Genomic DNA, 23,920 nt, shown 5'->3' with positions numbered 1-23,920 from the left:
ATCGTTTCACTTTATAAAGCCTTCTTCACAAAGCCTTTCGCTTCTTTTAGTTTTTCTTTTGCTTCCCCGTACTCACACTGTAGTAATGCCATAACGATAGCAACTTTCACGTTACGATTTGCTTTTTCGTAATAATCTGCCGCTACTTCATAACTAACTCCTGTTGCTTCTACAATAATTCGTTTTGATCGTTCTACTAACTTTTCATTCGTAGATTGAACATCTACCATTAAGTTTTTATATACTTTTCCTACACCAATCATTGACGCTGTTGAAATCATATTAAGCACTAATTTTTGCGCTGTACCAGCCTTCAAACGTGTTGAGCCTGTTAATATTTCTGCGCCTGTCTCCACTTCTACATTGAGTTTTGCATACTTACTTATTTCAGCATTTTTATTACAAGAAATACTCGCCGTACTAGCTCCCACACTATGTGCGTATTTCAATCCGCCAATTACGTAAGGGGTTCTACCACTTGCGGCAATACCAATCACTGTATCTTTCTCGTTTAATCCAATACTTTTCAAATCTTCTTCTGCTAACTCTTCGCGATCTTCGGCACCTTCCACCGCCTTAGTAAACGCTTTCAATCCACCTGCTATAAATCCTTGCACCATTTTATCGTCTGTGCCAAATGTCGGCGGGCATTCCACTGCGTCTAAAATACCTAAACGACCACTCGTACCAGCCCCAATATAAATTAATCGGCCCTCTGCTTCAAAAGATTTAATAACAGTCTGTACGACCTTTTCAATTTGTTCTATCTCTTTTTCAACTGCTAACGCAACAGTTCGATCTTCTTCATTCATACTTTGTAACACTTCTTTTATACTCATCTCATCTAGATTCGTCGTTTTCTCATTACGGTGTTCTGTCGATAAATTTTCTAACATATTGCCACCCTCTTTGAAATTATATTTCACACTTTTATTATAACTTCAAGAAATTAAAAATCAATATTACTTTCTTATTTTATGAAATAAAATTTCACAACATGACATATTTATGTCAAAGATAATAAAAAAGATGAGTCCCCTCATCTTTTCTTCTATTTTAACTTCCGTAACCGCACTGCTTCTTCTCGCGTCTCCATAAATTGATCCAGCACTTTATTGCCAATTCGATTGAAAGTAATCACATATAAAGCATCAATCATATTCAGTTGTGTCATTCTGGAAGCAATACTTGCAATACGATGATCTTGCTCTACATCTGGCATACAAAGGCGAATGTCTGCCGCTTTATATAACGGAGATGATTGGTCTAGCTTCGTAATCGCAATAACTGTAGCCCCTCGCTTCTTCGCATATTGCGCCATTTCGAGCACATCTTTCGTCCGCCCAGAAGTTGAAATCGCCACAAATATATCTCCCTCTTTTAAATTCGTGACGAGTGGCAACATCATATGAAAATCAGATAGCATCATCGCTGTAAATCCGAGCCTTGTAAATTTATAAGCCCCGTCCATCGCCGGAGTAGCCGATCCGCCTACTCCGTAAAATATAATTTTATCCGCATTTACAATACGATCTGCAGCTTTCTCAAGTTCCTTTTTATCTATCGCAGTAACGCTCGCCTCAATTGCAGCTTTATTCACATATGTAACTTTATTAAACAAATCGTACGGTCCATCTTCCGTATTCATCACTGAAAAATCATTAATATTATAATCAGCAATCGTTAATTCACGAACGAGCGCGATTTTAAATGATTTAAAGCTCCCAATCCCAATCGACTTACAAAAGCGAACAACACTTGCCTCACTTGCGCCTGCATTCGTTGACACTTCTTTCGTCGTTAAGTTCGGAACAATTTCTGCATTCTCCATTATGTACATGGCAACCTTCTTTTCGGCTGGTGAAAATTGATCCATATTACTTTCAATTTTAAATAGTAATGTTGAAGCTTTCACTATTTAACCTCCACTTCTTACGGTTGCGTATATTCTCTAATATCATTTGTATCATATAGATAAAAACCATCATTGCCAGGTGGATGGTGAACAATTACAGTTCGATCCCCTTTTTTATATGACGTTATTTCACCTTCAGATCGCTGTTTTTCCCATCCATGTATCCAAATTGCAAAGTCAGGTACAAAAGCAGTGTACTTATAGTCTTTCGGGTTTTCGTCTTCTACATAGGAAGAAAAAATAGAAACTGGAAAATTTTTCACTTTCGACTCTTTCCATGCAGTAAATGGTATACATAGTGCAATAAGTATGATTACACCTATAACTTTCCCCTTTGTAATCTTCACACTTCCCTCTCCTTGTCATATCACATACATAGATTTTATCATAATTACAATCCATTCATGCTACATGACCACTTCATTTTGCAATAAAAAAAGAGCTTACCTACATCAGATAAGCCCTTCCTCTCTATACAAAATACTTCTTCAAAAGCGGCGGCGTAATAATCGTCGTCAATATAACAACAATGACAATCGCTGTGAAATTTTCTTTCGCTAATAAATTTGCCGTAAGTCCATTTGCTGCGATAATAAGCGCTACTTCCCCGCGCGACACCATCCCCGCACCAATACTAATAGAAGATTGTAAGTTAAATCCTGTTAGTCTTGCTCCTAAACCTGATCCAATTAACTTTGTGAAAATTGCGATGAGCGTCATAATGATAATGAACCAAAGCTGGCTTCCGATACCTTGAAATGTAATTTCCATTCCAATACTTACGAAGAACACTGGAACAAATATTGCATAAGCAATTGGTTCAATTTTATGTTCCACTTCATGCTTATACTCTGTTTGAGAAATGGCAATTCCAGCTGCGAATGCTCCAATAATACCTGCAATCCCCATCATTTCACTGTAATACGAAAAAGAGAAACAAATAATAAGAGCTGCACTAATTAATGCTTCTGTTACGCGAAGTGGTACGAGCATTTTCATAATCCATGGAACAACTTTCCAAGAGATGAAAACAATACTTACAAAAAAGATAATTTTCTTTGCAATGACTAGCGTTACATTTACATCTTGTGTACCTAAAAAACTCATCACAAATGCTAATAAAATAACGACAATTACATCATCAAATACAGCTGCACCTAAAATCGTCGTACTTTCTCTCGTATTCATTTTCCCTAAATCTCTTAGTGTTTGAACAGAAATACTAACCGAAGTGGCACAAAGTAATAACCCTAAAAAGATCGCATGCGACTGTAACATTCCAAACGCAAGTCCTGCTAAATACCCACCAAGGAATGGGAAAATAATTCCTCCCATCGCTACTGCGAATGCAGATTTTAAATTACGATTTAACTCTTCTAAATCAGTTTCGAGTCCTGCCATAAACATAAGTAGCAAAACACCAATTTCGCTAAGCTCATCAATAAGTTCTGAACTATTAATAATACCTAGCAAAGCCGGACCGATAATAATACCAACGATTAATTTACCGAGTACAGAAGGCTGGCCAAGTCTAACGCTAATATCACCAGCTAATTTCGTACAAAGTAAAATGACGACAAGTTCAAAATAAAATAACATAACATCTTCTCCTACTATAATAAAGTAAAACTTTAATCAGTGGATTATTCTTCATCTCTACTGATTGTTAACCTGCATCTATTTCTGCACATAGTTTCTCCTTACAACCGGCTTTTTATTTGTTAAAATTTCATTTGACAAAATATTCTGAATTATAATAAGATTAACCCAGAAATTTTAAAAAACTACATACCATAACTGTATTTTCATTCACTTACATACTCTTTTCCAATGGGCTCGTACTATATTCGCAGTTATGGAAATGAAAACTAAAGGAGGAGAGTCCAAAATGAAGTCATTATTACGTAAAAAAGCGCTTAGTACTGAATCACCAAGGCAGCTAGATAGAACATTAACGGCACTCGATTTAATGTTTTTAGGAATCGGCGCCGTAATTGGGACAGGCATCTTTGTATTAACAGGTATTGTCGCAGCAAAACATTCCGGTCCTGGTATTATGCTATCATTTCTTATTGCTGCATTCACTTGTGCTTGTGTAGCCTTTTGCTATGCCGAATTCGCTTCTTCTATTCCTGTCTCAGGAAGTGTGTATACTTACGCATACATGACAGTCGGAGAGATCGTCGCCTTCATTGTTGGTTGGTGTTTAATGCTCGAATATTTACTTGCCGTGGCAGCAGTAGCTGTTGGTTGGTCTGGTTATTTACAATCTTTACTACAAGGCTTTAACATACATCTTCCCGCCATAATCGCCTCGGCACCTGGCGTAGGAAAGGGTGGTCTCATCGATTTACCTGCTGTTTGTATTTTACTTCTCATTACTGGGCTTTTAAGTTTTGGTATTCGCGAAAGCGCACGCATTAATAATATTATGGTCCTTATCAAATTAGCAGTTATTATCGCCTTTATCGTAGCAGGCGCAAAATATGTAAAGCCTGAAAATTGGACACCGTTCATTCCATTCGGGTACGACGGTATTATTACCGGAGCTGCGACTGTCTTCTTCGCCTTTTTAGGTTTTGATGCAATTGCAACTGCAGCAGAAGAAACGAAAAAACCGCAGCGTGATTTACCAATTGGCATTATCGGTTCCCTTCTTATTTGTACAGTTTTATACATGATCGTATCTTTCGTTTTAACAGGTATGGTTCCTTATACGCAATTAGATGTTTCTGATCCAGTTGCATTTGCACTACATTTCGTTGGCGAAGATACTATTGCGGGGCTACTTGCAGTAGGTGCGATGACAGGAATGACAACCGTTCTTTTAGTCGTTATGTATGGACAAGTTCGTGTTTCTTATGCAATGAGCCGAGACGGCTTACTCCCAAAAGCGTTATCACGCGTAAATAAAAAAGTAAAAATCCCTTTACTAAACACATGGATTACTGGGGTATTTGCAGCTTTATTAGCAGGACTTCTAGACCTACATTTACTAGCGAATTTAGTAAACATCGGTACGTTAACAGCCTTCACATTCGTTTGCTTTGCTGTACTTATTTTACGGAAAACGCATCCTGATTTAAAACGTGGCTTTCGTACACCACTCGTACCTGCACTACCGGTTGTCGCTATTATTTGTTGTTTATATTTAATGATTAATTTGTCCAAAACAACATGGATCAGCTTTGCAGTCTGGCTTATAGTCGGTTTATGCGTCTACTTCTTCTACTCTAGAAAACATAGTCATTTAGCTACTGAAAAAACAGGTGATGAGACGAAAAAAGCATAACAAAATAGCTCGCCGATGAAACGGCGAGCTATTTTCATTAACGATTGTAAAATGAAAAATATACCGATCAACTTTTGTATACTTCTTCTCCCTTACTTCGCCTCTTTCTTTTTCTTTCTCCACACGTTTACACTATCAAAGAAAAAGTTAATAAATAGCGTTCCTAATCCCGCTAATAAAAATGTCATTAAAAATAGAACCCATATACTTTTCTCTTTTAAGAAATAATATCCTACAAGGAGCACAACCGCGATCCATACATATTCAAGAATTCTTTTTATCTTTTTCTGTTCCAAATTATTCGCTCCTTTTTTCCATGCTATTTTTAGTATAACAAAAAAGAAGCCTATCATGATAAGCTTCTTTTCTTCTACCTTATTTGTTCATGCTTTTCTCAACAAGTGAAATCGCATGCTCTATCGTACGATTCATCTTTTCTACCTGTGCATCTTTTACTTTCACATCTTTTAATACAGCTTCTGCAACTGTAATTTTTCGACTCAATGATTTCACTGAACCCTCCGTTACGTTTGCAGATTGGGCTTTCTTCACTAAAGCTTTGGCTAATTCAATATTGATTTGTAATTTTTCTTTCGGTGTTTTCGGCTGTTCTTCTGCTACCTTTGATTGTAAAAATGTTTGGTTTGCTGTTTTTAATTCATTATACGTTTGAACAATTTGTTCTCCTGTACTTGCTATATTCTCAAACACTTTCTTTGCATTGTCATAACTTCTTTGTAATTCGTTAAAAGCTGCTTGGGAATACTGACCTGGTTTTTCACCAAATTCATAAGTACCTGCCAATACTTCTTTCACTTTTCCAATCTCTTCATATAACGTATTTACTTGCTCTAATTTTGTACGATTTGAAAACTCGTTATACGCTGCTACTACTTCTGAAGAACTTAATGCTTTACTATATAATTTTGCTAACGCAATTTGTCCATTTAACGGAATACCGCCATTTCCGTTGCTATCTGGATCTGCACCAAGTGCAAATGGCACGTTCGGATGATACACTTTCCCACTAGCTGGCTGACTATTTACTTTTTTACCATCTACATAAATTGCTACTTCACTTCCATTATACGTTCCTGTTAAATGATACGTTTTGTTTGCTTCTAATTGAACTCCAACACGTTTATAGCTTCCGCCAATATGAGCCCATAATTCTACATAACCACTTCCTGTAGACTCAAAACCAATTCCACCACTCTCTGTATTTTGCAAAATACCTTGTCCGCGAATTTCATTCATTGAAAATACAGTTTCTAACGTAAATGAATTTGCTACTTTTTCTTTTTGTGCTGCTGAAAATGGAAGATAACCAAATGTATTTGCTTTTCCATTTAATTTCATTACATTTGTTTTCAACGCTTTATCATATTCAACAGATACATTCCCTTTCACATCACCTTTTGTTCCAAACGGTGAGTTATCCTTAAATGTACCATCTAAGAAATTCACATCAAAAACGTCTGCCTTTGGCACTTTTACGTTCGGATCAATATTATCTTTTTTCGTAGTAATTTCTGTTGTTAACGGCTGCGCGCTTTCGTTGCCAAACGAATCAATCGCAACTACTTCAAGTGTATATGATTTCCCGCCATCTAATCCTGCAAGTGTAAATGTAAGTTCTTTTGGAACTGGATCACGATAAAACTCTGAGAATGCTAATAACTTATTTTTAATCTCACCTGTTTGCTTATCCTTCGCTTGTACACGATAAGAATGAACAAGAAGGTTATCCACCGCTTGCGGGAATGTTACTGTTGCTGCATTTTCCGTTACATTTGATACTGACAATTTCGCATCTTTTACAAAAGATGGCTTTTCTTTATCACGATCTTCTACATGCGTAAATGTTTCTTTCTTTGATGGCAACTGAATTTTCCATGGCTCGCCTGTCCAAGAATTCGTATGGAAATCACGGCGATTAATTGTTACTTCCTTATCATCTACCTCTACTAATAAGCCTTGGCTTAATGCACGAGATTCTGAAGGGATATTCCCTTGCACTTTACCACCTTCAACTTCCATATAACTTACAGAAGATGTACCAACAGATGTAAAGTCTTTTTGATGAATCGATCTTGGATCATCTAATGGATAATGCGAATGACCTGAGAACGTAATTACTTGTGGATATTCTGTTAATACCGCATTAATTTTTGCACTATCTTGCGTTCCCCATTCTTGGCTACCGTACACTGTATCTTTAATATGTTGATGTAAAAACACAAAAATCGGTTTTTCCGGATCATCTTTTTGTGCCTTTGCCATTTCTTCTTTTAACCAATTAATTTGCTTGTCCGAATAATACCCATGTGTCGCTCCATTCTCTGGAGACATAACAAGGAAATGATAGCCTTTTACCACTTTATGATAATAAATTGATTCCATTCCTGTCTTTTCTAAAAAACGCTTCTGCGCTCCCTCTACAGATAAACCGTTCCAATAATCATGATTACCTAGAGAATTCATTCGTACCGCATCTTTATTTGCATTGTCATTATACACTTGCATGAAACGATCATATTGCTGCAGTGACCCAGAATCAGTAAAATCACCTACAATAACAAAAGCATCTTGCTTTGGTGCGATTGAATTCAATTGCTCAATCGCTCGTTTCCAGCGGAACATATCATCCGTTTTATTATCTTTAATATGCACATCACTTACAACTGGGAAAACAATTTTCTTCTCACTTGGTGCCTTTTCTTGCTTTTTCTCTTCCGCTTTGACTGATGTACTCCACGGAAATGATACAAATGCTAATACAAAAACCATTAATACTCCAATAAGGCCTTTTACTTTTCGTAAAACAGTTCTGTCCACGTAAATCCTCCTCATAATAATTGATTAATTACAAGGGTTATTGTAACGAAAACATATTAACTCCGTTTAAATGACAAATTAATTTTATTAGTTTTTTGTAAATATACAGTGAATTGTTCATTAACTTCAACACTACTTGTACTATTGTAAACAACCACATTTTGTCTAAAAGAGTCTGATTATTCTTTTCCCACGCCTATTCACATATAATCTTTTCTATAAAACAAATGACAAGTTAAGTTCTAAGCCTATTAGACAATCTTAATTTTAAAAATTTTCTTCTTTTCTTAACACATCGGCCATGCTTCTACATTTAATAGTAGTAAAAGACAGCTTAAAAAGGAGGGGTTGTATTGAAGAACAAAAAAAATATTGGCTGTTTTGCTCCTTTATCTATCATTTGCCCAGCCCCTTGTCCATCCCCCCTCCTCCAAATCCAAGTTGCGAACGAGTAACAAATGAATTTGCAGGAAACTTCCTCATAACTAATAACACTATTCCCTCTACCAAAGATGCGTCACCATCAATGATACTGTGGCAAAGTGATGGGATACTACTTATATCAGGTACTGTCTCGGTTTACAATAGTACTAGCAGCACTGAAGCAATTACAATTCAAATCGTTGGAGCAGTAACCAATATTTTCACTGTGTTTCCTGGCAATACAATATCTTACACAGGTAAAGATTTAAAATCCGTCAGTATTATTAATATACAAAATAATCCTTCACTATATTTAGAAGGCAAGTACTGTTGCCAATTTACATGTTGCTTATAGAATACCAATTTTATTACTTCCTCAATTTAAAAAAAGCATACCATTTACGGTATGCTTTTTTTATGAAATTGGATAACGTACTGTAATACAAAACTCGCCTTGATTAACAGTTGTTCCTGTCGTAGTAATTCGGACAGTAGTAAAATATCGTACAGTGAAAGTACCACTACTTTGTGGTTGTACAGTAATTGTATCAACTACTGTAGCACCGACTAAAAAATCAACTGTAATGGGATTCGCGCCTACATCATATTTCACATAACCTGAACCATATACTTCTTGTGTAATATTATTCGTATATACAATTTGAGTACCAGCACCTGTAATAGACCAGTCTGTACATACTTGATCTTGCACAAGTGTTTTATTAGAACAACAAGACAAACCGGAACTTCTCATTCCCATTTCGATCCTCTCCAATTCTACTATGAAAGTGGATAACGTGTTGTAATACAAAATTCTCCCTGATACGTTCCACCAGGTGTTGCAGGTAACACAACTTGTATACTAGCAAAGCGGCGATACGTAAAAGCGATACTCGTTCCTGGGTTTAATGTTTGTGTATCAATTGTAGCCCCAGCAGAATCAAGCGCTTCTACAGTAATTGGACCTGGACCAACATCATATTTAACAAAACCAGTACCAACTACATTTTGGTTAATATTATTTGTATAAAGAACATTATCAATTGCTGTTGCAACTACAGTAGCAGACCACGGACTACACACTTTATCTTGCACATAATTTTTATCTGGACAGCAAGTTAATGCTGACCCTGAGCACTCACAAGACATAGTTGTTTCCCCTCTCTCTTTTATATTCCCTATATGTGTATGTCCCTCAGAGTCTTTTGCCTGTACTATTCATCTATTTTCAAAAAATATGCAAATTCCATTACCAATGACTAGATAGATTCCGATTTGTTTCGTTTTTTCATAAATTTATAGATTAAAATACCACCTACAATAATAAGAACGACGGCTAATATCGGTAGCATATATTGTCCAACAACACCCGCTGCTTTTTCCCAATGCGGACCTAATTTCATTCCAAAATAAATATACAAAGTCGTTAATGGGAACATTGCTACAAATGTATATATGCTAAATTTCCATATGTTCATTTTCGCCATACCACATGGAACGGAAATAAGCGTTCGAACTCCCGGGATGAAGCGTCCTAAAAATGCTACAACCGGTCCATATTTTCCAAAGAAATCATCTGCTTTTTGAATTTGTTCTTCTTTAATGAAGAAGTATTTCCCGTATTTTATTAATAGAGGACGACCACCGTAATACCCGAGCGCATATAACGTTAAAGGTCCTGTCGTTCCGCCAAGCGTTCCAGCTAATACAGCTAGCCAAAAATTCATATCTCCCTCATATACCCAATACCCAACCATGGGCAAAACTACTTCTGCTGGAATAAATTCAAACGTTAATGCTAACACAACTCCAAAATAAGAAAACTGCTTTAAAAACTCGATTATATCTAAAATAATTTGCTCCATATTTTCAACTCCTATCCTACGTTTACGTTATGCTTTTCTTGTAATTGAACTGGCGCCATCTTTACAATTCGATTCAAAATAAATAACACAATTCCAATATCATCTAAAATACCAATGAACGGTAGGAAGTCTGGAATTAAATCGAGCGGCATCGCTACATAACCAACTAAAAAAGCAATAGATAAAATTTTCTTCTTTATTGAAACCTCTTTTGAAGTAAAAAAGTCAAATAGGAATGGAACAAAACGGCGGACATGAAATACAACTCTTAATCTACTAAAAAGTTTTTTCATTTTCTAGCTCCTCTCTTTGTATACAAAAAGGACCCTACCAAATATGGTAAGGGTCCTAAAAAAGACAAGAAGGGGCCTTTACCATTGCTGGTAAAGGTCTCACTAACAACGAAACGTTGCCAATAAAGCCGAGGGTTTCTCCCTGTAATGACGACTTTACTGTAATAAGTTACTCCCCTTTATATACACAGTTTTATACAATCACATTAAAATATTTAACTAAGCTTGTCAATATTTTTTTCATTCACCATTCAGATTATTACATTGTAAAAGACTCTCTTCCATGTTCTCTATTGAAATAAATTGGAGTGTATAACCATCTGGATCATGAAATATTATTCTAACTTCTTCACCGTGGCGCTTTTCTACAAATGATATTTGATAAAACGCTAACTTTTTCTTTAAACGCTCGATATTTGTAGCTTTTAACAATAGTTCCTTCACTGATGATATAACAGTCTCTCTATGCTCTCCCAGTCCCCTGTTTACAACAAAACAAATTCTCGTTGAACCGATATCATACCACACACCTGTTACACGTATTTGTGGCCTCTCCTTGCTCGGTTTAAACCCTAGAATTCCTTCATAAAAATATAATGTTTCCTTTAAGTTTTTGGATTCTAAGACAATACATGTTGTAACACTTTCCATCCACACTCCCCCTGCCCCTTTTAGTTTTCTATATGAGTCATAATTTGCAATTATGTACGAATACAATACATAGTGATGAATATTTCATTTATAAAGGAGGCGTGTAACATGGATAAATTCATGAAATCTTACATACCTTATCACGGTCCAAATGATCCTTGTCCCCCAATTGAAAAAAAATATTACTCAACTCCCCCGCACTTATATATGGGTTTTCAACCAACTAATTTACCCCAATTCACACCAAAAGAAGCTTTAAGAAAAGGGACTTTATGGCCTGCTTTTTATGATTATTATGAAAATCCTTACAAAAAAGGACGGTGAATAAAAACGTGACACAAACATTACCTGATGAATATTACAAATGGATTGAAGAACTGCAAGAATTAGACTTTGTATTAGTTGAACTTACTCTCTATTTAGATACGCATCCCGACGATACTACAGCTATAAATCAATTCAACGATTTTTCTTATAAACGAAGAGTATTAAAACAAAAAATTGAAGAAAAATACGGGCCACTTCAGCAGTTCGGAAATAGTTATTCTAACGCTCCATGGCAATGGAGCCAAGGACCGTGGCCATGGCAAATATAAAATGAAACTTTAATCAAGTGGAGTTTACGGGCAGCAAATAGCGGGATAAAGGAGAGAAACTATGTGGATTTATGAAAAAAAATTACAATATCCAGTTAAAGTGAGTACTTGTAATCCAGCACTCGCCAAATTATTAGTTGAACAGTACGGTGGTGCGGACGGCGAACTGGCTGCTGCTCTTCGCTACTTAAATCAACGTTATACAATTCCTGATAAAGTCGTTGGCTTACTAACCGATATTGGTACAGAAGAGTTCGCACATTTAGAAATGATTGCTACAATGATTTATAAATTAACAAAAGATGCAACACCTGAACAAATGAAAGCTGCCGGATTAGACGCGCATTATGCGAATCATGATAGCGCCTTGTTTTACCATAATGCAGGTGGTGTTCCTTTTACTGCCACTTACATTCAAGCGAAAGGAGATCCTATCGCAGATTTATACGAGGATATTGCAGCTGAAGAAAAAGCACGAGCGACTTATCAATGGCTAATTGATTTATCAGACGATCCCGATATAAATGATAGCTTACGCTTTTTACGCGAACGAGAAATTGTCCATTCTCAACGTTTCCGAGAGGCTGTAGAAATTTTAAAAGAAGAACGTGATAAAAAGATTTTCTTTTAACACACATATCGTAACGATATGTGTTTTTTTATATTTAAAGTTAAATCCTTCCTAATTAACATATAAATAGTATATTTATTCAATTTTACGCATTATTTTAAAATATTTTTAAAATTCCCTCTTGCTTTCTAGTCATCAGACCTTTAAAATAATAACAGTTAATCGACAAATTATTTGAATTTTCGACAAAAAAACGCTCATTAGGAGGCTTTTCTTTATATGCGTACAACTTTAAAACCAGCGCAAATACTTTCGATTAGTTTATTACTATTCGCAGTTTTCTTCGGTGCTGGTAATATGATTTTCCCGCCTCTTCTCGGTCTTTCTTCCGGAGAAAATATGTGGGTTTCCATTACAGGATTTATTATTACAGATGTCGGTTTATCTTTACTAGCTATCGTCGCTGTTGCCCTTGCTGGTGGTAGTTTTAATACTTTAGCGAGCCGTGTTCACCCAAAATTCGCAGCAGTATTCGCTATCATTATTTATCTTTCAATCGGCCCACTATTTGTTATTCCACGAACTGGAACTGTGTCTTACGAAATTGGAATCGCACCACTCTTCCCGGACCAATGGTATTCTATGTTAGTCTTTAGTGCTATTTTCTTTACAGTCGTCTACTTTTTATCATTAAATCCATCCAAATTAGTAGATCATATCGGAAAAATATTAACGCCAATTTTACTTGGAATTATTGCAATTATGGCAACAAAAGCAATTCTTTCACCAGGATCATTCGCAGAACCTATCGGTGACTATAAAGAAATTCCATTTTTCAAAGGATTTCTCGAAGGCTTTTTAACATTAGATGCAATCGGAGCTCTCGTATTATCAACAATTGTTGTAAATGCAATTCGTCAAAACGGTATACAAGATAAGAAATCCATTGCAAAATATACAATTATTTGCGGAAGCATTGCTGCCCTTTTCTTAACAATTGTTTATTTCTTACTCGGTTATATTGGCGCTTCAAACGGAAACTTAGGACAATTCGAAAATGGCGGTCAGCTATTAGCAACTGTTATGTATCAATTCTTTGGGACAAGCGGTAATGTTTTATTAAGTATCGCAATTATCTTTGCTTGTTTAACGACTGCAATCGGTGTTGTAAGTGCATTCGCCAACTATTTCACAACAGTACTAACAAATGTTTCATATAAGAAGCTTGTACTATACGTTTGTATCTTTAGCTTCGTTATTTCAAACTTAGGATTAAGTTTATTAATCAAAATTACATTACCCGTATTAATTATTTTATATCCAATTACAATCATTTTAATTTTCGTATCATTTATCGATAAATATACGAAACGTAAACCTTCTGTCTATATCGGAGCAATGATTGCAGCATTCATTATTAGCTGTATTCATGCACTTGATAATGTGGGAATGATACCAAGTTTTATCGCTAATATCGTACACACAATTCCTTTTTATGAACTAGGTATTGGCTGGATTGTTCCAGCAATAATTGGTGGTATAGTCGGATACTTTATTCCGCAAACAGAAGCTGAAGGTGAAGTTTCTACAAAATAAAGAAAAGAAGCAAGCATTGATTATGCTTGCTTCTTCTTTATTTTCAAATCGTATGCTTAAACGTAAACAGCTCTTCTTTTGACTGCACAGCAGGTTGTTCCTTTTCTACATCTGTCTTCTTTCTCACTCCGCCTAACCTTACTTTCATCATCGCCTCTTCTATACTTTTTACAATCATATTTCCTGAAAAGATAGTAAGTCCAAAAAATGTAATTGGAACGAGAGGAATCCACGGATTAACTGTTAATGATCTAAAATAAACTCCAATTAAACCTGACCATTCATGCGTATAAGATTCCACTTCTTCCACCGGCCCCATAAAGTTAACTGTTCCACCAAAGAATACTTCCAGTAACCCTAAGTGCAGTAAAATAGTAAGGATGCGGCCCTAACATATCGAGTAATGAAGCAGTTTCTGGCTTATGAGCTAAAAACATATAATTGCCACCCGTTTTATAATTAACAAATGAAACGATTGGAATTACTATGTTTAAAAATATCATCGTACGCTTAATCGATTGCAAAGTAGGTCTATATCCTTCTACCCACGTCATAAAGAGCGGTGCCCAAATGAGTAATACATGTGCAATGAAGAATTCTATAAAGCGAAAATGCGGAAAAGCGTATTGCACGTTCGGCGTTAAAATGGCTTGCGATGCACCGATAATTCCTGTAAAAAACACAATCTCATATATTCGATAGCTTTTCGTTACAATCATAATCGATGCTAACAATAAACTAATCGTACATAACTCAAATGGTAATGAAGTGCCTAGCTCAAAAATACCGGCTTTCCATTCCCACATATGAAGTCCAATCTCACTTCCTATAAATAGAAATGCAATCGCATATCGAACCGTTATATTCCACTCACTTTGACGCAATAAATCTTGGTATTGATACAGAAAAAATATCCCCACCAACATAATAAATAATATAATGACATGTTGCCTCGAGTACGGAATAAATGGTTTTAATGGATGCGCACTAAAATAAGCTTCCATCTTCCTTCATACAATATTATTGTTAGAAAGAAACAACGAGTCAATTCATTTGCTTAAACTAGGACAACCTCCACCTTACATTTACATATTTATACCTTACAAAACTGTAAGGTTATTGTAAGCTAAAACGATTTGTCATATTCTTCACCTCTTCTATACTTAATGTAGATACTAAAACGAACGAAAAGGTGATAAATAGATGAAGAAGAAAAATAAAGTGTTAATTACTAGTGTAGTAGCAATCGGAATTGCAGCTGGATCATATTTTGCTTTTGCTGGCGGAAGTTCAGAAGTAGCAATGGCATATAGCGGTTATAAAATTACGGAAAAACAAATTGAAAATGCACAAAAATTTGGCGGCGAAGTTATTCCAAATGGTATTGAATCAATTTCATTCGATCCAACAAAAGGTACGTATGAATTAGCTGTTAAAAAAGGTGATGAAGTGAAAAAAGGTCAGCTTCTATTTAAATATAATGACCCTACTGCTAAACAAGGTGTAACAGAAGCAGAAATGCAAAAGAAAATCGCACAAAAAGAAGTAACATTGTTCCAAAAACAAATTGATGCAGCGAAACAAAAATTACAAAAAGATAAAAATGCAGGCCTTCCTCAGGAAGCATTAAAAGCATCGGAAATTGAAGTTGGGCAATTAGAATCACAACTTGAAATGAAGAAGTTTGAAGTAGAAAAAGCTGATGAAATGATTAAAGCAGCAAAAGAGAAAGTAAACACACTTTCTGTAACGAGTCCAGCCGACGGTGTAATTGATGATATCGTAAAAACTGCTGATGAAAAAACAGGTATGAGCGGCATTACACTTCGTCACGCTGGTCAATTTAAAGTAAAAGGTCAACTTTCTGAATATGAACTTGCTAGTATGAAAGTTGGGCAAGAAGTAACTGTTTCATCAAAAACTGTCGCTGGTAAGACTTGGACAGGAAAAGTAACAGAAATCGGTTCTACACCATTAAAGAGCATGGACGAAAATAAAACTGTTTCTAATTATCAATTCACTGTCACATTAGATAATAGTGAAGAATTACAAAACGGCTTCCATGTTTACGTAACAAGTAAATCTGGCGAAGCAACTGGTACGATTGTTCCGAAAAGCAGCATTGTGAAAAAAGGTGACAAAAATGTTGTCTTCGTTGTAAAAGACGGTAAAGCGAAAGAACAAGCAGTTACTGTTGAATTCGAGACAGATAGCGAAGCAAAAGTTTCTGGAGTGAAAAAAGGAGAGGAAATTATCTCTAAACCTGAAAAAGACTTAAAAGACGGTATGGAGGTTGTCACTCAATGATTAACTTAAAAGGCATCACGAAATCTTTCCAAAATGGTGCAGAGTCCGTTCAAATATTACACGGAATTGATGTAACACTAAACCAAGGAGAATTCACTTCTATTATGGGACCATCTGGTTCTGGTAAATCAACATTAATGAACATTATCGGTTGCTTAGATAAGCCAACGACAGGTGCGTACGAACTAGCTGGTCAAAACATTTCAAACATGTCTGAAACAGAACTTGCACATGTTCGTAATAAAGAGATCGGATTCATATTCCAAAACTTTATGTTATTACCGAGACTTACAGCACTTCAAAATGTAGAACTACCTCTTATTTACGCTGGAGTCGATAAAAAAGAAAGACGTGAGCGCTCATTAGCAGCTTTAACAAAAGTCAGTTTAGCTGATCGTGCTACTCACTTACCAAATGAATTGTCAGGTGGACAAAAGCAGCGTGTCGCAGTCGCACGTGCAATCGTAAATAACCCGAAATTTCTCTTAGCAGATGAACCGACGGGTGCACTTGATACGAAAACAAGTACACAAATTATGGATCTCTTTTACGAATTAAACAAACAAGGCTCAACAATCATTATGATTACCCACGATCGTGAAATTGGGGAAGCGGCAGCACGTCAAATTGTAATTCGTGACGGAAATATCGTCCAAGATTGGAGAGGTTAATTTTGAACACGAGTGAAAATATACGCATGGCCCTTTCCTCTATCTTTGCTCATAAAATGCGTTCTATCTTAACAATGCTAGGTATTATTATCGGTATTAGCGCCATTATTACTATCATTTCAATGGGTGATGGTACAAATGCAAAGTTTAAAAAAGAGTTAGGCCAAGGAAAAGATACTGAAGTAACGATTTACTACAACAACCCTGATTATGGAACTGATAGTGCCAAAATCACACCTGATATGCTAAAACGTCTTCAAACTGTACCAAGCGTTAAAGATGTTTATCCAGATGTAAGTATGAAAGTAAAAGCATCTTCTGGTTCAAAAGATGTCTCTCTTGATTTAAAAGGTGGAACAGGTGCCTTCATGACAGATGCGAAAATAAAGTTAGTTCACGGTCGTGAATTAAATGATAGTGAATTAAGGCAAGCAATTCCTGCTGTTATTTTAAATGAAGAAGCTTTCAACAAATTGTTTAATGGTTGGGAATCAAATTTATATACTGACATAAAAGGAAAGCCATATAAAGTAGTCGGTGTGTATGAAGCAAAAAATGATTTCGGAATGGCTATGTCAGAAGGTTATACATCACTTGAAAACGCTCCTGTAATCTCAGGAGTAACTGAGTATGACTCTGTAAGATTAATATTAACTTCGCCAGCAGAACGTAAAAGTGTAGAAAAACAAGCTGCTTCTGTTTTAAACGAAATGAAAGCTCCTAAATTTGAGCATAAATTTGAAGCTCAAGATATGGGTGAGTTTACGAAGCAATTAGACGAATCCATCAGTATGATGAAAATGGTATTCGGTGGCATTGCCGCTATCTCCTTACTTGTTGGTGGTATCGGTGTAATGAACATCATGCTTGTATCTGTAACAGAACGTACACGTGAGATCGGTATTCGTAAAGCACTTGGTGCAACGCGCGGTAAAGTATTAACACAATTCTTAATTGAATCTTGTATTTTAACAGGACTCGGTGGTTTCATCGGATTCATGCTTGGTATTTTCTTCGCTTGGATCGTCTCAATCTTTGCCGGATGGCCACTCGTTATCTCAAAAGAACTTGGACTTCTTTCAGTAGGTATCTCAATGCTAATCGGTATTGCATTCGGTCTACTTCCAGCTAACAAAGCTGCTAAACTTGATCCAATTGAATGTTTACGATATGAGTAAAATAAAAAACGTAGGAGTGTAAACTCCTACGTTTTTTATTTTGTTGAAGGCAAATGTAATTTCATCGACGTTTTGACAAAAATAAGAACCTCTAACTTCTATTATATAAAGTGAAACTATAATCAGTGGGGGTTTTGTTCATCCCCCACTGATTATTAGCCTTCACCAATCGGGCTTTTACGGGCAGTTAATCTCCCACCTAACTTCTTTGCTTCAGCCGAATTTTGAGGTGGGGGTTTTACTGCCCACAAATAGCGGGATAATTCTACTGCAATTCGCGAACCACTTCATAACGATATCATCCCTTTAAATCATGTTTCTTCTATTATATATGTTTCATGTTGCGATTATCTTTTTATCATTTAAACTTTCATTTCTCACGAAAGCTATCAAGCAATCCTATTATTGCAAAAATAATATGTAAAAGAACAAATTCAAGGCGTAATTTTTTCCATACTACAACTTATTTTGTAACAATTATATCTCTATTTCATTAAAATCACCCCTATATATACGACTTCACACACAAGAATATTATATTTTCATAACTACATTACGATTCAAATAGTTAAATACCCCTTTTTTGTAACGTTACAGAAATATTCAAGTAACATCACCGATACATTATTAATCTATTAGTAATTAAAAAAGTGTTGATTTTATGAATCGTATGTACTAATCCCCTAAAAAACGCAAAGAAAACGCTATCAGGATATTAATGGAATTATTACAGAATATTAATGCCTCGTTACGAATGCTTTGTAGTTTTGTGTTTTCCGCAAATAAGAAAATAATGGTTGCTATAATGAGGTCAACGAAAACAAATGCAATGGAGGCTATTATGAAAAAATTTATGGGTATAGCAACAGCAGCGGTTTTTGGTCTTGGGATTTTCACAACATCTGCTAAAGCAGAAACAATCGTAACGACTGATGTACTAAATGTACGAGAAAACCCAACTACTGAATCACAAGTTGTCGGAAAGTTATTAGATGGATATAAAGTTAACGTTTTACATACAGAAAACGGATGGTCAAAAGTTAAATTAAATAGTGGTAAAGAGGCTTTCATAAGCGCTGACTACACAAAAGATACTTACTACGTAACAGCAAACGTATTAAACGTACGTGCTGGTGCAAATACAGACTCAGAAATTCTTGGTAAGTTGAAACAAGATGATGTAATCGAAACAACACACGAAGTGCAAAATGACTGGATTCAATTTGAATATAACGGAAAAACAGCTTATGTTCATGTTCCTTACTTAACAGGTAAAGCACCAGTTAAAGTTCAACCAGCAGTTAAAGTTGAAAAAGCAATTAAAGTTCAAGACACAGCTAAAGTTCGTGAAGCAGTTAAAGCTGGAGAAGTAGCTGAAACTCAAGCAAAAGCTAAAGCTCAAGAAGCAACTAAAGCTCGTGAAGCAGCTGAAGCTCAAGCAGAAGTTAAAGCTCAGGAAGCAGCTAAAGCTCGTGAAGCAGCTAAGGCTCAAGCAGAAGTTAAAGCTCAGGCAGATGCTGAAGCTCAAGCAGAAGCTAAAGCTCAAGAAGCAGCTAAAGCTCGTGAAGCAGCTAAAGCTCAGGAAGCAGCTGAAGCTCAAGCAGCGGCTAAAGCTCAAGAAGCAGCTAAAGCTCGTGAAGCGGCTAAAGCTCAGGCAGATGCTGAAGCTCGTGAAGCATCTAAAGCTCAAGAGGCAGCTAAGGCTCAAGAGGCAGCTAAAGCTCGTGAAGCGGCTAAAGCTCAAAAACCAGCTACACAACAACCTGTTGCAAAAGAAACTGAAACAAGTGCACCATCTTCTTCTCGTGAATTAAGAGTTCAAGCAACAGCCTACACAGCGGATCCACTTGAAAATGGTTACAAAGCAGGAGACCAAGTAAAATCAGCTATGGGTCATAACTTAACAGCTAATCCAAACATGAAACTAATTGCAGTTGATCCAAGTGTCATTCCATTAGGTTCAAAAGTATGGGTTGAAGGTTACGGAGTAGCAATCGCTGGTGATACTGGTGGAGCTATTAAAGGAAATAAAATTGACGTTTTAATGCCAGATAAAGGTACATCAAGTAACTGGGGACGTAAAACAGTTACAGTGAAAGTTTTAAACTAATTACTATATAAAAAAGAGTCAGTCTCAACGTTGAGACTGACTCTTTTTTTATGATTCTTACATTCTTTCTCCTTCTCCCCCGTCCAAGTTAAATCTATCTCTTTGCATTCTATATACGATAGATTACTATTTCAACAGAAAAAAGAGGATGCCATAGCATCCCCTCCTATCTTCCCTATTCCACACAAGTAAACTGTGTCCAAGCTCCTACATAATCTAGTAAGAATAACTCTTCTTCTGCAATTGTACCGACAATATTTTTCCGTTCATCTATTGGCATTTCTTTCAGAATGATTTGTAGTTCACCTTTATACTTTCCGAATAGGTTATTACCAATTACAACTTGCCCTCTTTCCTGGCGTACACTTTCGCGCACTGGGAAGTCATAGTCTTTGTACTTTTTACGTACTTCTGTAGAACGTACCATATACTCTGTTATGTCACCGCGTCTTACGTGTAATTCTTGCAGTGTCGCTCTCTTCTCTACTTCAGTCGCTTCGTCTACAAATTGTACCTTTAGCTGTAACATGTAACGATTTAAGTTTCCTAGTTTCTCTAACTCTTCTTCACTCGCATAAGCATTTCCGATAATAACATCATCAATAAGCCCTGTTGCCCATAAATGTTTCGCTTGTACTTCAATTGGTAAGTTACGATGTTGTTCTAACGTACATAATCCGTCATTAATATCCCATGGACCGATGTCAGCTGCATGCGATGTAATAAAGGCTGCACTGCGAATACCATGCTTTTTGAAGCGTTCACTACAGCGCATGAAATAATCATACGGAAGACCAGTAAATTTTTGCGGATAAAAATTGTGGCAACCAATTAAAGCTGATTTATTCGCTTGATGCGAAAGGATATTTTCTAAATAGGCAATATCATTACTTACATTCAGCTCAATTTTTAAGCCATATGGATTATTCGTCATTTTCGCTTCTGTCAACCCGTCAAACCCTACATCTAAACGAATTCCATCTGCACCTAACTCTGCAAAGAATGCTAGATCACTATAACTAATACCAAGTTGATCGAATACAGCTGGAGCTACATCTAAAATAACTTCCATATTGTTATCTTTTGCATGATTAATAATTTCTTTAAATTCAGCTACAATTTCTTCTTTCGGACGATTCACAGATAATAGACATGTAAATATTCTTGAAAAACCGTGGCGTGCCGCTGCCGAAATGTATGCCATATCTTGTTCTTTCGTTGAATGCTCTGGATAAAGTGAAATTCCTAATTTACGCTCCATGCTTTTGCATCTCCTTCACACGTTGTATTAATGCCATGCTCGTAAATCTATATTTTGCAGATAAACATGTTGCACATAAAATCGTTGGTACGATGATAAAGTACGGTGATTCTAAACTAAATGCCACATAAGCTCCCATTGAACATCCAATAAATAATATCGACACAAGTAGTAAAACTAATAGCGATTTACTTTGTACCCACTTTGAATAATGTGCAATACACTGCCCCGCCACGAATGTAATTAAGATGATAATTGCTCCGAGCATTCTGTTTTCTCCTCTCCTGCTAATTGTTGCTTCTCATACATTTTGAAGAATGGATAGTAAATAACGAATGAGATAACAAAGTTAACAAGTACAAGTACACCAGCCATAATTGTCCAGTCCGTACTAATAATCGCTGCAATTGGCGCTAACATCGTAAATGGCAGCTTCGCCATCATGAGCGGAATCACACCTGAAACAACTGCGAAATATGATACTGTCGTTGTAACTAACGGTGTAATAACGAACGGAATAATTAAAATCGGATTCATTACAATTGGTGCCCCAAAAATAATTGGCTCGTTAATATTGAATAAACCTGGTACGAATGATAATCTACCTAACTCTTTTAAGAACTTAGATTTAGAGAACATAAACATGATTACTAAAGCTAACGTTGAGCCTGATCCACCAATCCATACGAACCATTGAATAAATTGCTCTGTAAATAAGTTTGGTAATTGATGTGCATTTCCTGTAGCCGTGAATACTTCCATATTTTCAAGAATTGCTGAATCCCACATTGGACGAATGATTGGTCCTAAAATCGCTGGACCATGTATACCGAACGACCAGAAGAATACGATTAGGAATACTGTTAATAAACCACCGAATAAATTATTTCCTACTAATACTGATTTTAATGGTGCGATTAAATATGTGATTGTTGTGTTTACATCAAATTTTAAACCGTAACGAATACCCCAGAATAAAAGAATAACTACTAAAGTTGGAATTAATGCTGCAAACGAGTTTGCAACTGCTGGTGGTACACTATCTGGTAATTTAATCGAAATATTATGCTTAATCATAAAGTGATAAATTTCTACTGCAATTAATGCTGTCACAATAGCTCCGAATAAAGAAGTTGCACTTAATGTCCCTACTGAAATATATCTTCCTGCATCAATAACACCTGGTACAGCTTTTGTTATTTGAATTGGTTCAACTGATGCTAGTAAAAAGGCGAGTACAGATAATAATCCTGCACTTAATTGATTGAGCTGATAAAAGTTCGCGAGTGAGGCCCCTACCCCAAATGCTGCGTATAAAGCCATTAAGCCTACTGTAAATCGGAATGGAATATCTAAAATATGACGAAACGGTGCAATCCACTCCATATATGCATCAATTGGTAAGTTTAAAAAGATAACGAAAAATGACCCGACAATCGTTAACGGTAATGTAGAAATAACTCCATTTCGAATTGCTAATAAATGTCTTTGCCCCGCAATCTTTTGCGTTGTTGGCATAATCTTCTGTTCCATAAAACTCATAAAACCATTCATCGATAACCCTCCCTATGTTCAATCTGACAAAAGCAAAAGTTATAACATTATAATGTTTATATTTAAAAAAATATAATTACGCTAAAACTAATTGTTCAGCTTGCTTAAGTACTTTCAAACCATCACACATACCATAATCTCGCTGCTCTATAATTGCAACTGGTATATCGTATGACTTTGCAAGAAACTCTACCGCTGGAAACAAATACTTCACCTGTGGTCCAATTAAAACAACATCAGCATTTTTCATTTCCAGTTTCACAAGTTCCGAATCAACTGCTTTAATTTTATAATCCTTCCCTTGTTTCTTTGCCTCTTCTTGCATTTTTCTTACAACCATACTCGTTGACATGCCTGCTGCACAACATAATAAAATGTACATATTATACTGTCACTTTCTCTTCCACTCGTTTATGAAGAGTAATAAATTCCTCAGCAAGTTCTTTCACTGTAATGGCATTCATTAAATGATCTTGTGCATGCACTAATAATAAACTTATTTCTGCATGATTGCCTCTTGCTTCTTCTTGAATTAAGTCTGTTTGAATGCGATGAGCGGATGATATTTCTTCACTAGCAAGTGTCATCTTTTCACTCGCATTCTCAAAATCTCCTTGTCTTGCAAAAGCGATTGCTTCAAGTGCCGCGCTTCTCGCGTTGCCGCCATGTAAAATTAACGCAAATGGAGTTTGCATATCAGTCATTTTAAATTCCTCCAAGCTATGTTTTTTCTATATTTTCATCTTATTATGAAAACGCATACAATTAAACATAAAAAACTTCCGTTATGTAACGGAAG

The 23,920-nt window shown here is 36.0% G+C and carries 25 protein-coding genes and 3 pseudogenes; 10 read left to right on the top strand and 18 right to left on the bottom strand.

Annotated features, from left to right (window positions below; genetic code table 11):
- Positions 1-11 precede the first annotated feature (11 nt).
- From murQ to JFU23_RS19835, 4 genes are all read right to left on the bottom strand, one after another.
- Entirely contained in the window at positions 12-896 is an 885-nt protein-coding gene (murQ, locus tag JFU23_RS19850) for an N-acetylmuramic acid 6-phosphate etherase (RefSeq protein ID WP_085309362.1), read from the bottom strand.
- Positions 897-1,051: 155 nt separating this feature from the next.
- On the bottom strand, positions 1,052-1,915 hold the full coding sequence (locus JFU23_RS19845; RefSeq protein WP_085309360.1) for a MurR/RpiR family transcriptional regulator: 864 nt from the start codon (positions 1,913-1,915) through the stop codon (positions 1,052-1,054).
- Between the two features lie 17 nt (positions 1,916-1,932).
- Positions 1,933-2,262: a hypothetical protein gene (locus JFU23_RS19840; protein WP_000704964.1), complete on the bottom strand. Its 330-nt coding sequence runs from the start codon at positions 2,260-2,262 to the stop codon at positions 1,933-1,935.
- 124 nt (positions 2,263-2,386) lie between these two features.
- Positions 2,387-3,514 carry a cation:proton antiporter gene (locus JFU23_RS19835; protein WP_078422166.1) on the bottom strand — a complete coding sequence of 376 codons (1,128 nt, stop codon included), beginning with the start codon at positions 3,512-3,514 and terminating at the stop codon, positions 2,387-2,389.
- A gap of 289 nt (positions 3,515-3,803) precedes the next feature.
- On the opposite strand from JFU23_RS19835, the gene bcaP reads away from it, so the two are divergent.
- Positions 3,804-5,207, top strand: a complete 1,404-nt coding sequence (bcaP, locus tag JFU23_RS19830) for a branched-chain amino acid transporter BcaP (protein WP_085309358.1) — start codon at positions 3,804-3,806, stop codon at positions 5,205-5,207.
- A 92-nt stretch (positions 5,208-5,299) separates the two neighbouring features.
- On the opposite strand, the gene JFU23_RS19825 is transcribed toward bcaP, so the two are convergent.
- The gene (locus JFU23_RS19825) at positions 5,300-5,503 is read right to left on the bottom strand and encodes a hypothetical protein (RefSeq protein ID WP_085312937.1); all 204 of its coding nucleotides are present in this window, start codon (positions 5,501-5,503) and stop codon (positions 5,300-5,302) included.
- A 79-nt stretch (positions 5,504-5,582) separates the two neighbouring features.
- On the bottom strand, positions 5,583-8,045 hold the full coding sequence (locus tag JFU23_RS19820) for a LamG-like jellyroll fold domain-containing protein (RefSeq protein ID WP_201032524.1): 2,463 nt from the start codon (positions 8,043-8,045) through the stop codon (positions 5,583-5,585).
- 353 nt (positions 8,046-8,398) lie between these two features.
- Between JFU23_RS19820 and JFU23_RS19815 the strand changes: the two are divergent.
- Positions 8,399-8,823: pseudogene (locus JFU23_RS19815) on the top strand (S-Ena type endospore appendage).
- A gap of 60 nt (positions 8,824-8,883) precedes the next feature.
- Here JFU23_RS19815 and JFU23_RS19810 read toward each other — a convergent pair.
- From JFU23_RS19810 to JFU23_RS19790, 5 genes are all read right to left on the bottom strand, one after another.
- The gene (locus JFU23_RS19810) at positions 8,884-9,228 is read right to left on the bottom strand and encodes a DUF3992 domain-containing protein (protein ID WP_000525803.1); all 345 of its coding nucleotides are present in this window, start codon (positions 9,226-9,228) and stop codon (positions 8,884-8,886) included.
- Between the two features lie 20 nt (positions 9,229-9,248).
- On the bottom strand, positions 9,249-9,617 hold the full coding sequence (locus tag JFU23_RS19805; RefSeq protein WP_002087413.1) for a DUF3992 domain-containing protein: 369 nt from the start codon (positions 9,615-9,617) through the stop codon (positions 9,249-9,251).
- A gap of 110 nt (positions 9,618-9,727) precedes the next feature.
- A complete protein-coding gene (locus JFU23_RS19800; RefSeq protein ID WP_201032523.1) occupies positions 9,728-10,333 on the bottom strand; it encodes a DedA family protein in 606 nt (201 codons plus the stop codon).
- 11 nt (positions 10,334-10,344) lie between these two features.
- Positions 10,345-10,626 carry a YkvA family protein gene (locus tag JFU23_RS19795; protein ID WP_002125440.1) on the bottom strand — a complete coding sequence of 94 codons (282 nt, stop codon included), beginning with the start codon at positions 10,624-10,626 and terminating at the stop codon, positions 10,345-10,347.
- A gap of 240 nt (positions 10,627-10,866) precedes the next feature.
- On the bottom strand, positions 10,867-11,277 hold the full coding sequence (locus tag JFU23_RS19790) for a VOC family protein (RefSeq protein ID WP_201032522.1): 411 nt from the start codon (positions 11,275-11,277) through the stop codon (positions 10,867-10,869).
- A 108-nt stretch (positions 11,278-11,385) separates the two neighbouring features.
- Here JFU23_RS19790 and JFU23_RS19785 point away from each other — a divergent pair, with 108 nt between their 5' ends.
- The 4 genes from JFU23_RS19785 to brnQ2 all read left to right on the top strand — a co-directional run bounded on the left by JFU23_RS19785 (position 11,386) and on the right by brnQ2 (position 14,040).
- Complete coding sequence (locus JFU23_RS19785; RefSeq protein WP_085309350.1) at positions 11,386-11,601, top strand: spore coat associated protein CotJA; 216 nt, start codon at positions 11,386-11,388, stop codon at positions 11,599-11,601.
- Positions 11,602-11,609: 8 nt separating this feature from the next.
- Complete coding sequence (locus JFU23_RS19780) at positions 11,610-11,873, top strand: spore coat protein CotJB (protein WP_085309348.1); 264 nt, start codon at positions 11,610-11,612, stop codon at positions 11,871-11,873.
- Positions 11,874-11,934: 61 nt separating this feature from the next.
- Positions 11,935-12,504 carry a spore coat protein CotJC gene (cotJC, locus tag JFU23_RS19775; RefSeq protein WP_000265281.1) on the top strand — a complete coding sequence of 190 codons (570 nt, stop codon included), beginning with the start codon at positions 11,935-11,937 and terminating at the stop codon, positions 12,502-12,504.
- Positions 12,505-12,723: 219 nt separating this feature from the next.
- The gene (gene brnQ2 / locus JFU23_RS19770) at positions 12,724-14,040 is read left to right on the top strand and encodes a branched-chain amino acid transport system II carrier protein BrnQ2 (protein ID WP_201032521.1); all 1,317 of its coding nucleotides are present in this window, start codon (positions 12,724-12,726) and stop codon (positions 14,038-14,040) included.
- Between the two features lie 43 nt (positions 14,041-14,083).
- On the opposite strand, the pseudogene JFU23_RS19765 reads toward brnQ2, so the two are convergent.
- Positions 14,084-14,419: pseudogene (locus JFU23_RS19765) on the bottom strand (peptide ABC transporter permease); the annotation flags it as partial.
- A pseudogene (locus JFU23_RS19760) lies at positions 14,394-15,044 on the bottom strand (YwaF family protein); the annotation flags it as partial. The pseudogenes JFU23_RS19760 and JFU23_RS19765, both read right to left, overlap by 26 nt.
- A gap of 199 nt (positions 15,045-15,243) precedes the next feature.
- Here JFU23_RS19760 and JFU23_RS19755 point away from each other — a divergent pair.
- The 4 genes from JFU23_RS19755 (at position 15,244) to entC (ending at position 20,306) form a co-directional block, all read left to right on the top strand.
- On the top strand, positions 15,244-16,347 hold the full coding sequence (locus tag JFU23_RS19755) for an efflux RND transporter periplasmic adaptor subunit (protein ID WP_201032519.1): 1,104 nt from the start codon (positions 15,244-15,246) through the stop codon (positions 16,345-16,347).
- Positions 16,344-17,018 carry an ABC transporter ATP-binding protein gene (locus JFU23_RS19750; RefSeq protein ID WP_002087431.1) on the top strand — a complete coding sequence of 225 codons (675 nt, stop codon included), beginning with the start codon at positions 16,344-16,346 and terminating at the stop codon, positions 17,016-17,018. Before JFU23_RS19755 ends, JFU23_RS19750 begins: the two co-directional genes overlap by 4 nt.
- 26 nt (positions 17,019-17,044) lie before the next feature.
- Positions 17,045-18,196, top strand: coding sequence for an ABC transporter permease (locus JFU23_RS19745; RefSeq protein ID WP_445816286.1), 1,152 nt, complete (start codon positions 17,045-17,047; stop codon positions 18,194-18,196).
- A 718-nt stretch (positions 18,197-18,914) separates the two neighbouring features.
- Positions 18,915-20,306 (top strand): cell wall-binding protein EntC, encoded by a 1,392-nt coding sequence (gene entC / locus JFU23_RS19740; RefSeq protein ID WP_201032517.1) that lies wholly within the window; start codon positions 18,915-18,917, stop codon positions 20,304-20,306.
- Positions 20,307-20,481: 175 nt separating this feature from the next.
- Here entC and JFU23_RS19735 read toward each other — a convergent pair whose 3' ends face one another.
- The 5 genes from JFU23_RS19735 to JFU23_RS19715 form a co-directional block, all read right to left on the bottom strand.
- Positions 20,482-21,567: a DUF871 domain-containing protein gene (locus JFU23_RS19735; protein WP_201032516.1), complete on the bottom strand. Its 1,086-nt coding sequence runs from the start codon at positions 21,565-21,567 to the stop codon at positions 20,482-20,484.
- Positions 21,557-21,835, bottom strand: a complete 279-nt coding sequence (locus tag JFU23_RS19730; RefSeq protein WP_002087437.1) for a hypothetical protein — start codon at positions 21,833-21,835, stop codon at positions 21,557-21,559. Before JFU23_RS19730 ends, JFU23_RS19735 begins: the two co-directional genes overlap by 11 nt.
- Positions 21,811-23,121 (bottom strand): PTS sugar transporter subunit IIC, encoded by a 1,311-nt coding sequence (locus tag JFU23_RS19725; protein WP_002140468.1) that lies wholly within the window; start codon positions 23,119-23,121, stop codon positions 21,811-21,813. Before JFU23_RS19725 ends, JFU23_RS19730 begins: the two co-directional genes overlap by 25 nt.
- Positions 23,122-23,197: 76 nt before the next feature.
- Positions 23,198-23,503, bottom strand: coding sequence for a PTS sugar transporter subunit IIB (locus JFU23_RS19720; protein ID WP_002134545.1), 306 nt, complete (start codon positions 23,501-23,503; stop codon positions 23,198-23,200).
- A gap of 1 nt (position 23,504) precedes the next feature.
- A complete protein-coding gene (locus JFU23_RS19715; RefSeq protein ID WP_002087442.1) occupies positions 23,505-23,825 on the bottom strand; it encodes a PTS lactose/cellobiose transporter subunit IIA in 321 nt (106 codons plus the stop codon).
- Positions 23,826-23,920: the final 95 nt, after the last annotated feature.

Origin of the sequence: Bacillus sp. TH50, assembly GCF_016650565.1 — a bacterium.
Classification (GTDB): domain Bacteria; phylum Bacillota; class Bacilli; order Bacillales; family Bacillaceae_G; genus Bacillus_A; species Bacillus_A mycoides.
The sequence above is the reverse complement of the archived record's forward strand: the minus strand, read 5'-3'. Positions and strand labels throughout refer to the sequence as shown.

Excerpts from the sequence above, each read along its gene's own strand:
- murQ (WP_085309362.1), bottom strand. The coding sequence starts at position 896 with ATGTTAGAAAATTTATCGACAGAACACCGTAATGAGAAAACGACGAAT.
- JFU23_RS19835 (WP_078422166.1), bottom strand. The coding sequence starts at position 3,514 with ATGTTATTTTATTTTGAACTTGTCGTCATTTTACTTTGTACGAAATTA.
- bcaP (WP_085309358.1), top strand. The coding sequence starts at position 3,804 with ATGAAGTCATTATTACGTAAAAAAGCGCTTAGTACTGAATCACCAAGG.
- JFU23_RS19810 (WP_000525803.1), bottom strand. The coding sequence starts at position 9,228 with ATGGGAATGAGAAGTTCCGGTTTGTCTTGTTGTTCTAATAAAACACTT.
- JFU23_RS19805 (WP_002087413.1), bottom strand. The coding sequence starts at position 9,617 with ATGTCTTGTGAGTGCTCAGGGTCAGCATTAACTTGCTGTCCAGATAAA.
- JFU23_RS19800 (WP_201032523.1), bottom strand. The coding sequence starts at position 10,333 with ATGGAGCAAATTATTTTAGATATAATCGAGTTTTTAAAGCAGTTTTCT.
- JFU23_RS19795 (WP_002125440.1), bottom strand. The coding sequence starts at position 10,626 with ATGAAAAAACTTTTTAGTAGATTAAGAGTTGTATTTCATGTCCGCCGT.
- JFU23_RS19790 (WP_201032522.1), bottom strand. The coding sequence starts at position 11,277 with ATGGAAAGTGTTACAACATGTATTGTCTTAGAATCCAAAAACTTAAAG.
- JFU23_RS19785 (WP_085309350.1), top strand. The coding sequence starts at position 11,386 with ATGGATAAATTCATGAAATCTTACATACCTTATCACGGTCCAAATGAT.
- cotJC (WP_000265281.1), top strand. The coding sequence starts at position 11,935 with ATGTGGATTTATGAAAAAAAATTACAATATCCAGTTAAAGTGAGTACT.
- brnQ2 (WP_201032521.1), top strand. The coding sequence starts at position 12,724 with ATGCGTACAACTTTAAAACCAGCGCAAATACTTTCGATTAGTTTATTA.
- JFU23_RS19755 (WP_201032519.1), top strand. The coding sequence starts at position 15,244 with ATGAAGAAGAAAAATAAAGTGTTAATTACTAGTGTAGTAGCAATCGGA.
- JFU23_RS19750 (WP_002087431.1), top strand. The coding sequence starts at position 16,344 with ATGATTAACTTAAAAGGCATCACGAAATCTTTCCAAAATGGTGCAGAG.
- JFU23_RS19745 (WP_445816286.1), top strand. The coding sequence starts at position 17,045 with ATGGCCCTTTCCTCTATCTTTGCTCATAAAATGCGTTCTATCTTAACA.
- entC (WP_201032517.1), top strand. The coding sequence starts at position 18,915 with ATGGAATTATTACAGAATATTAATGCCTCGTTACGAATGCTTTGTAGT.
- JFU23_RS19735 (WP_201032516.1), bottom strand. The coding sequence starts at position 21,567 with ATGGAGCGTAAATTAGGAATTTCACTTTATCCAGAGCATTCAACGAAA.
- JFU23_RS19730 (WP_002087437.1), bottom strand. The coding sequence starts at position 21,835 with ATGCTCGGAGCAATTATCATCTTAATTACATTCGTGGCGGGGCAGTGT.
- JFU23_RS19725 (WP_002140468.1), bottom strand. The coding sequence starts at position 23,121 with ATGAATGGTTTTATGAGTTTTATGGAACAGAAGATTATGCCAACAACG.
- JFU23_RS19720 (WP_002134545.1), bottom strand. The coding sequence starts at position 23,503 with ATGTACATTTTATTATGTTGTGCAGCAGGCATGTCAACGAGTATGGTT.
- JFU23_RS19715 (WP_002087442.1), bottom strand. The coding sequence starts at position 23,825 with ATGACTGATATGCAAACTCCATTTGCGTTAATTTTACATGGCGGCAAC.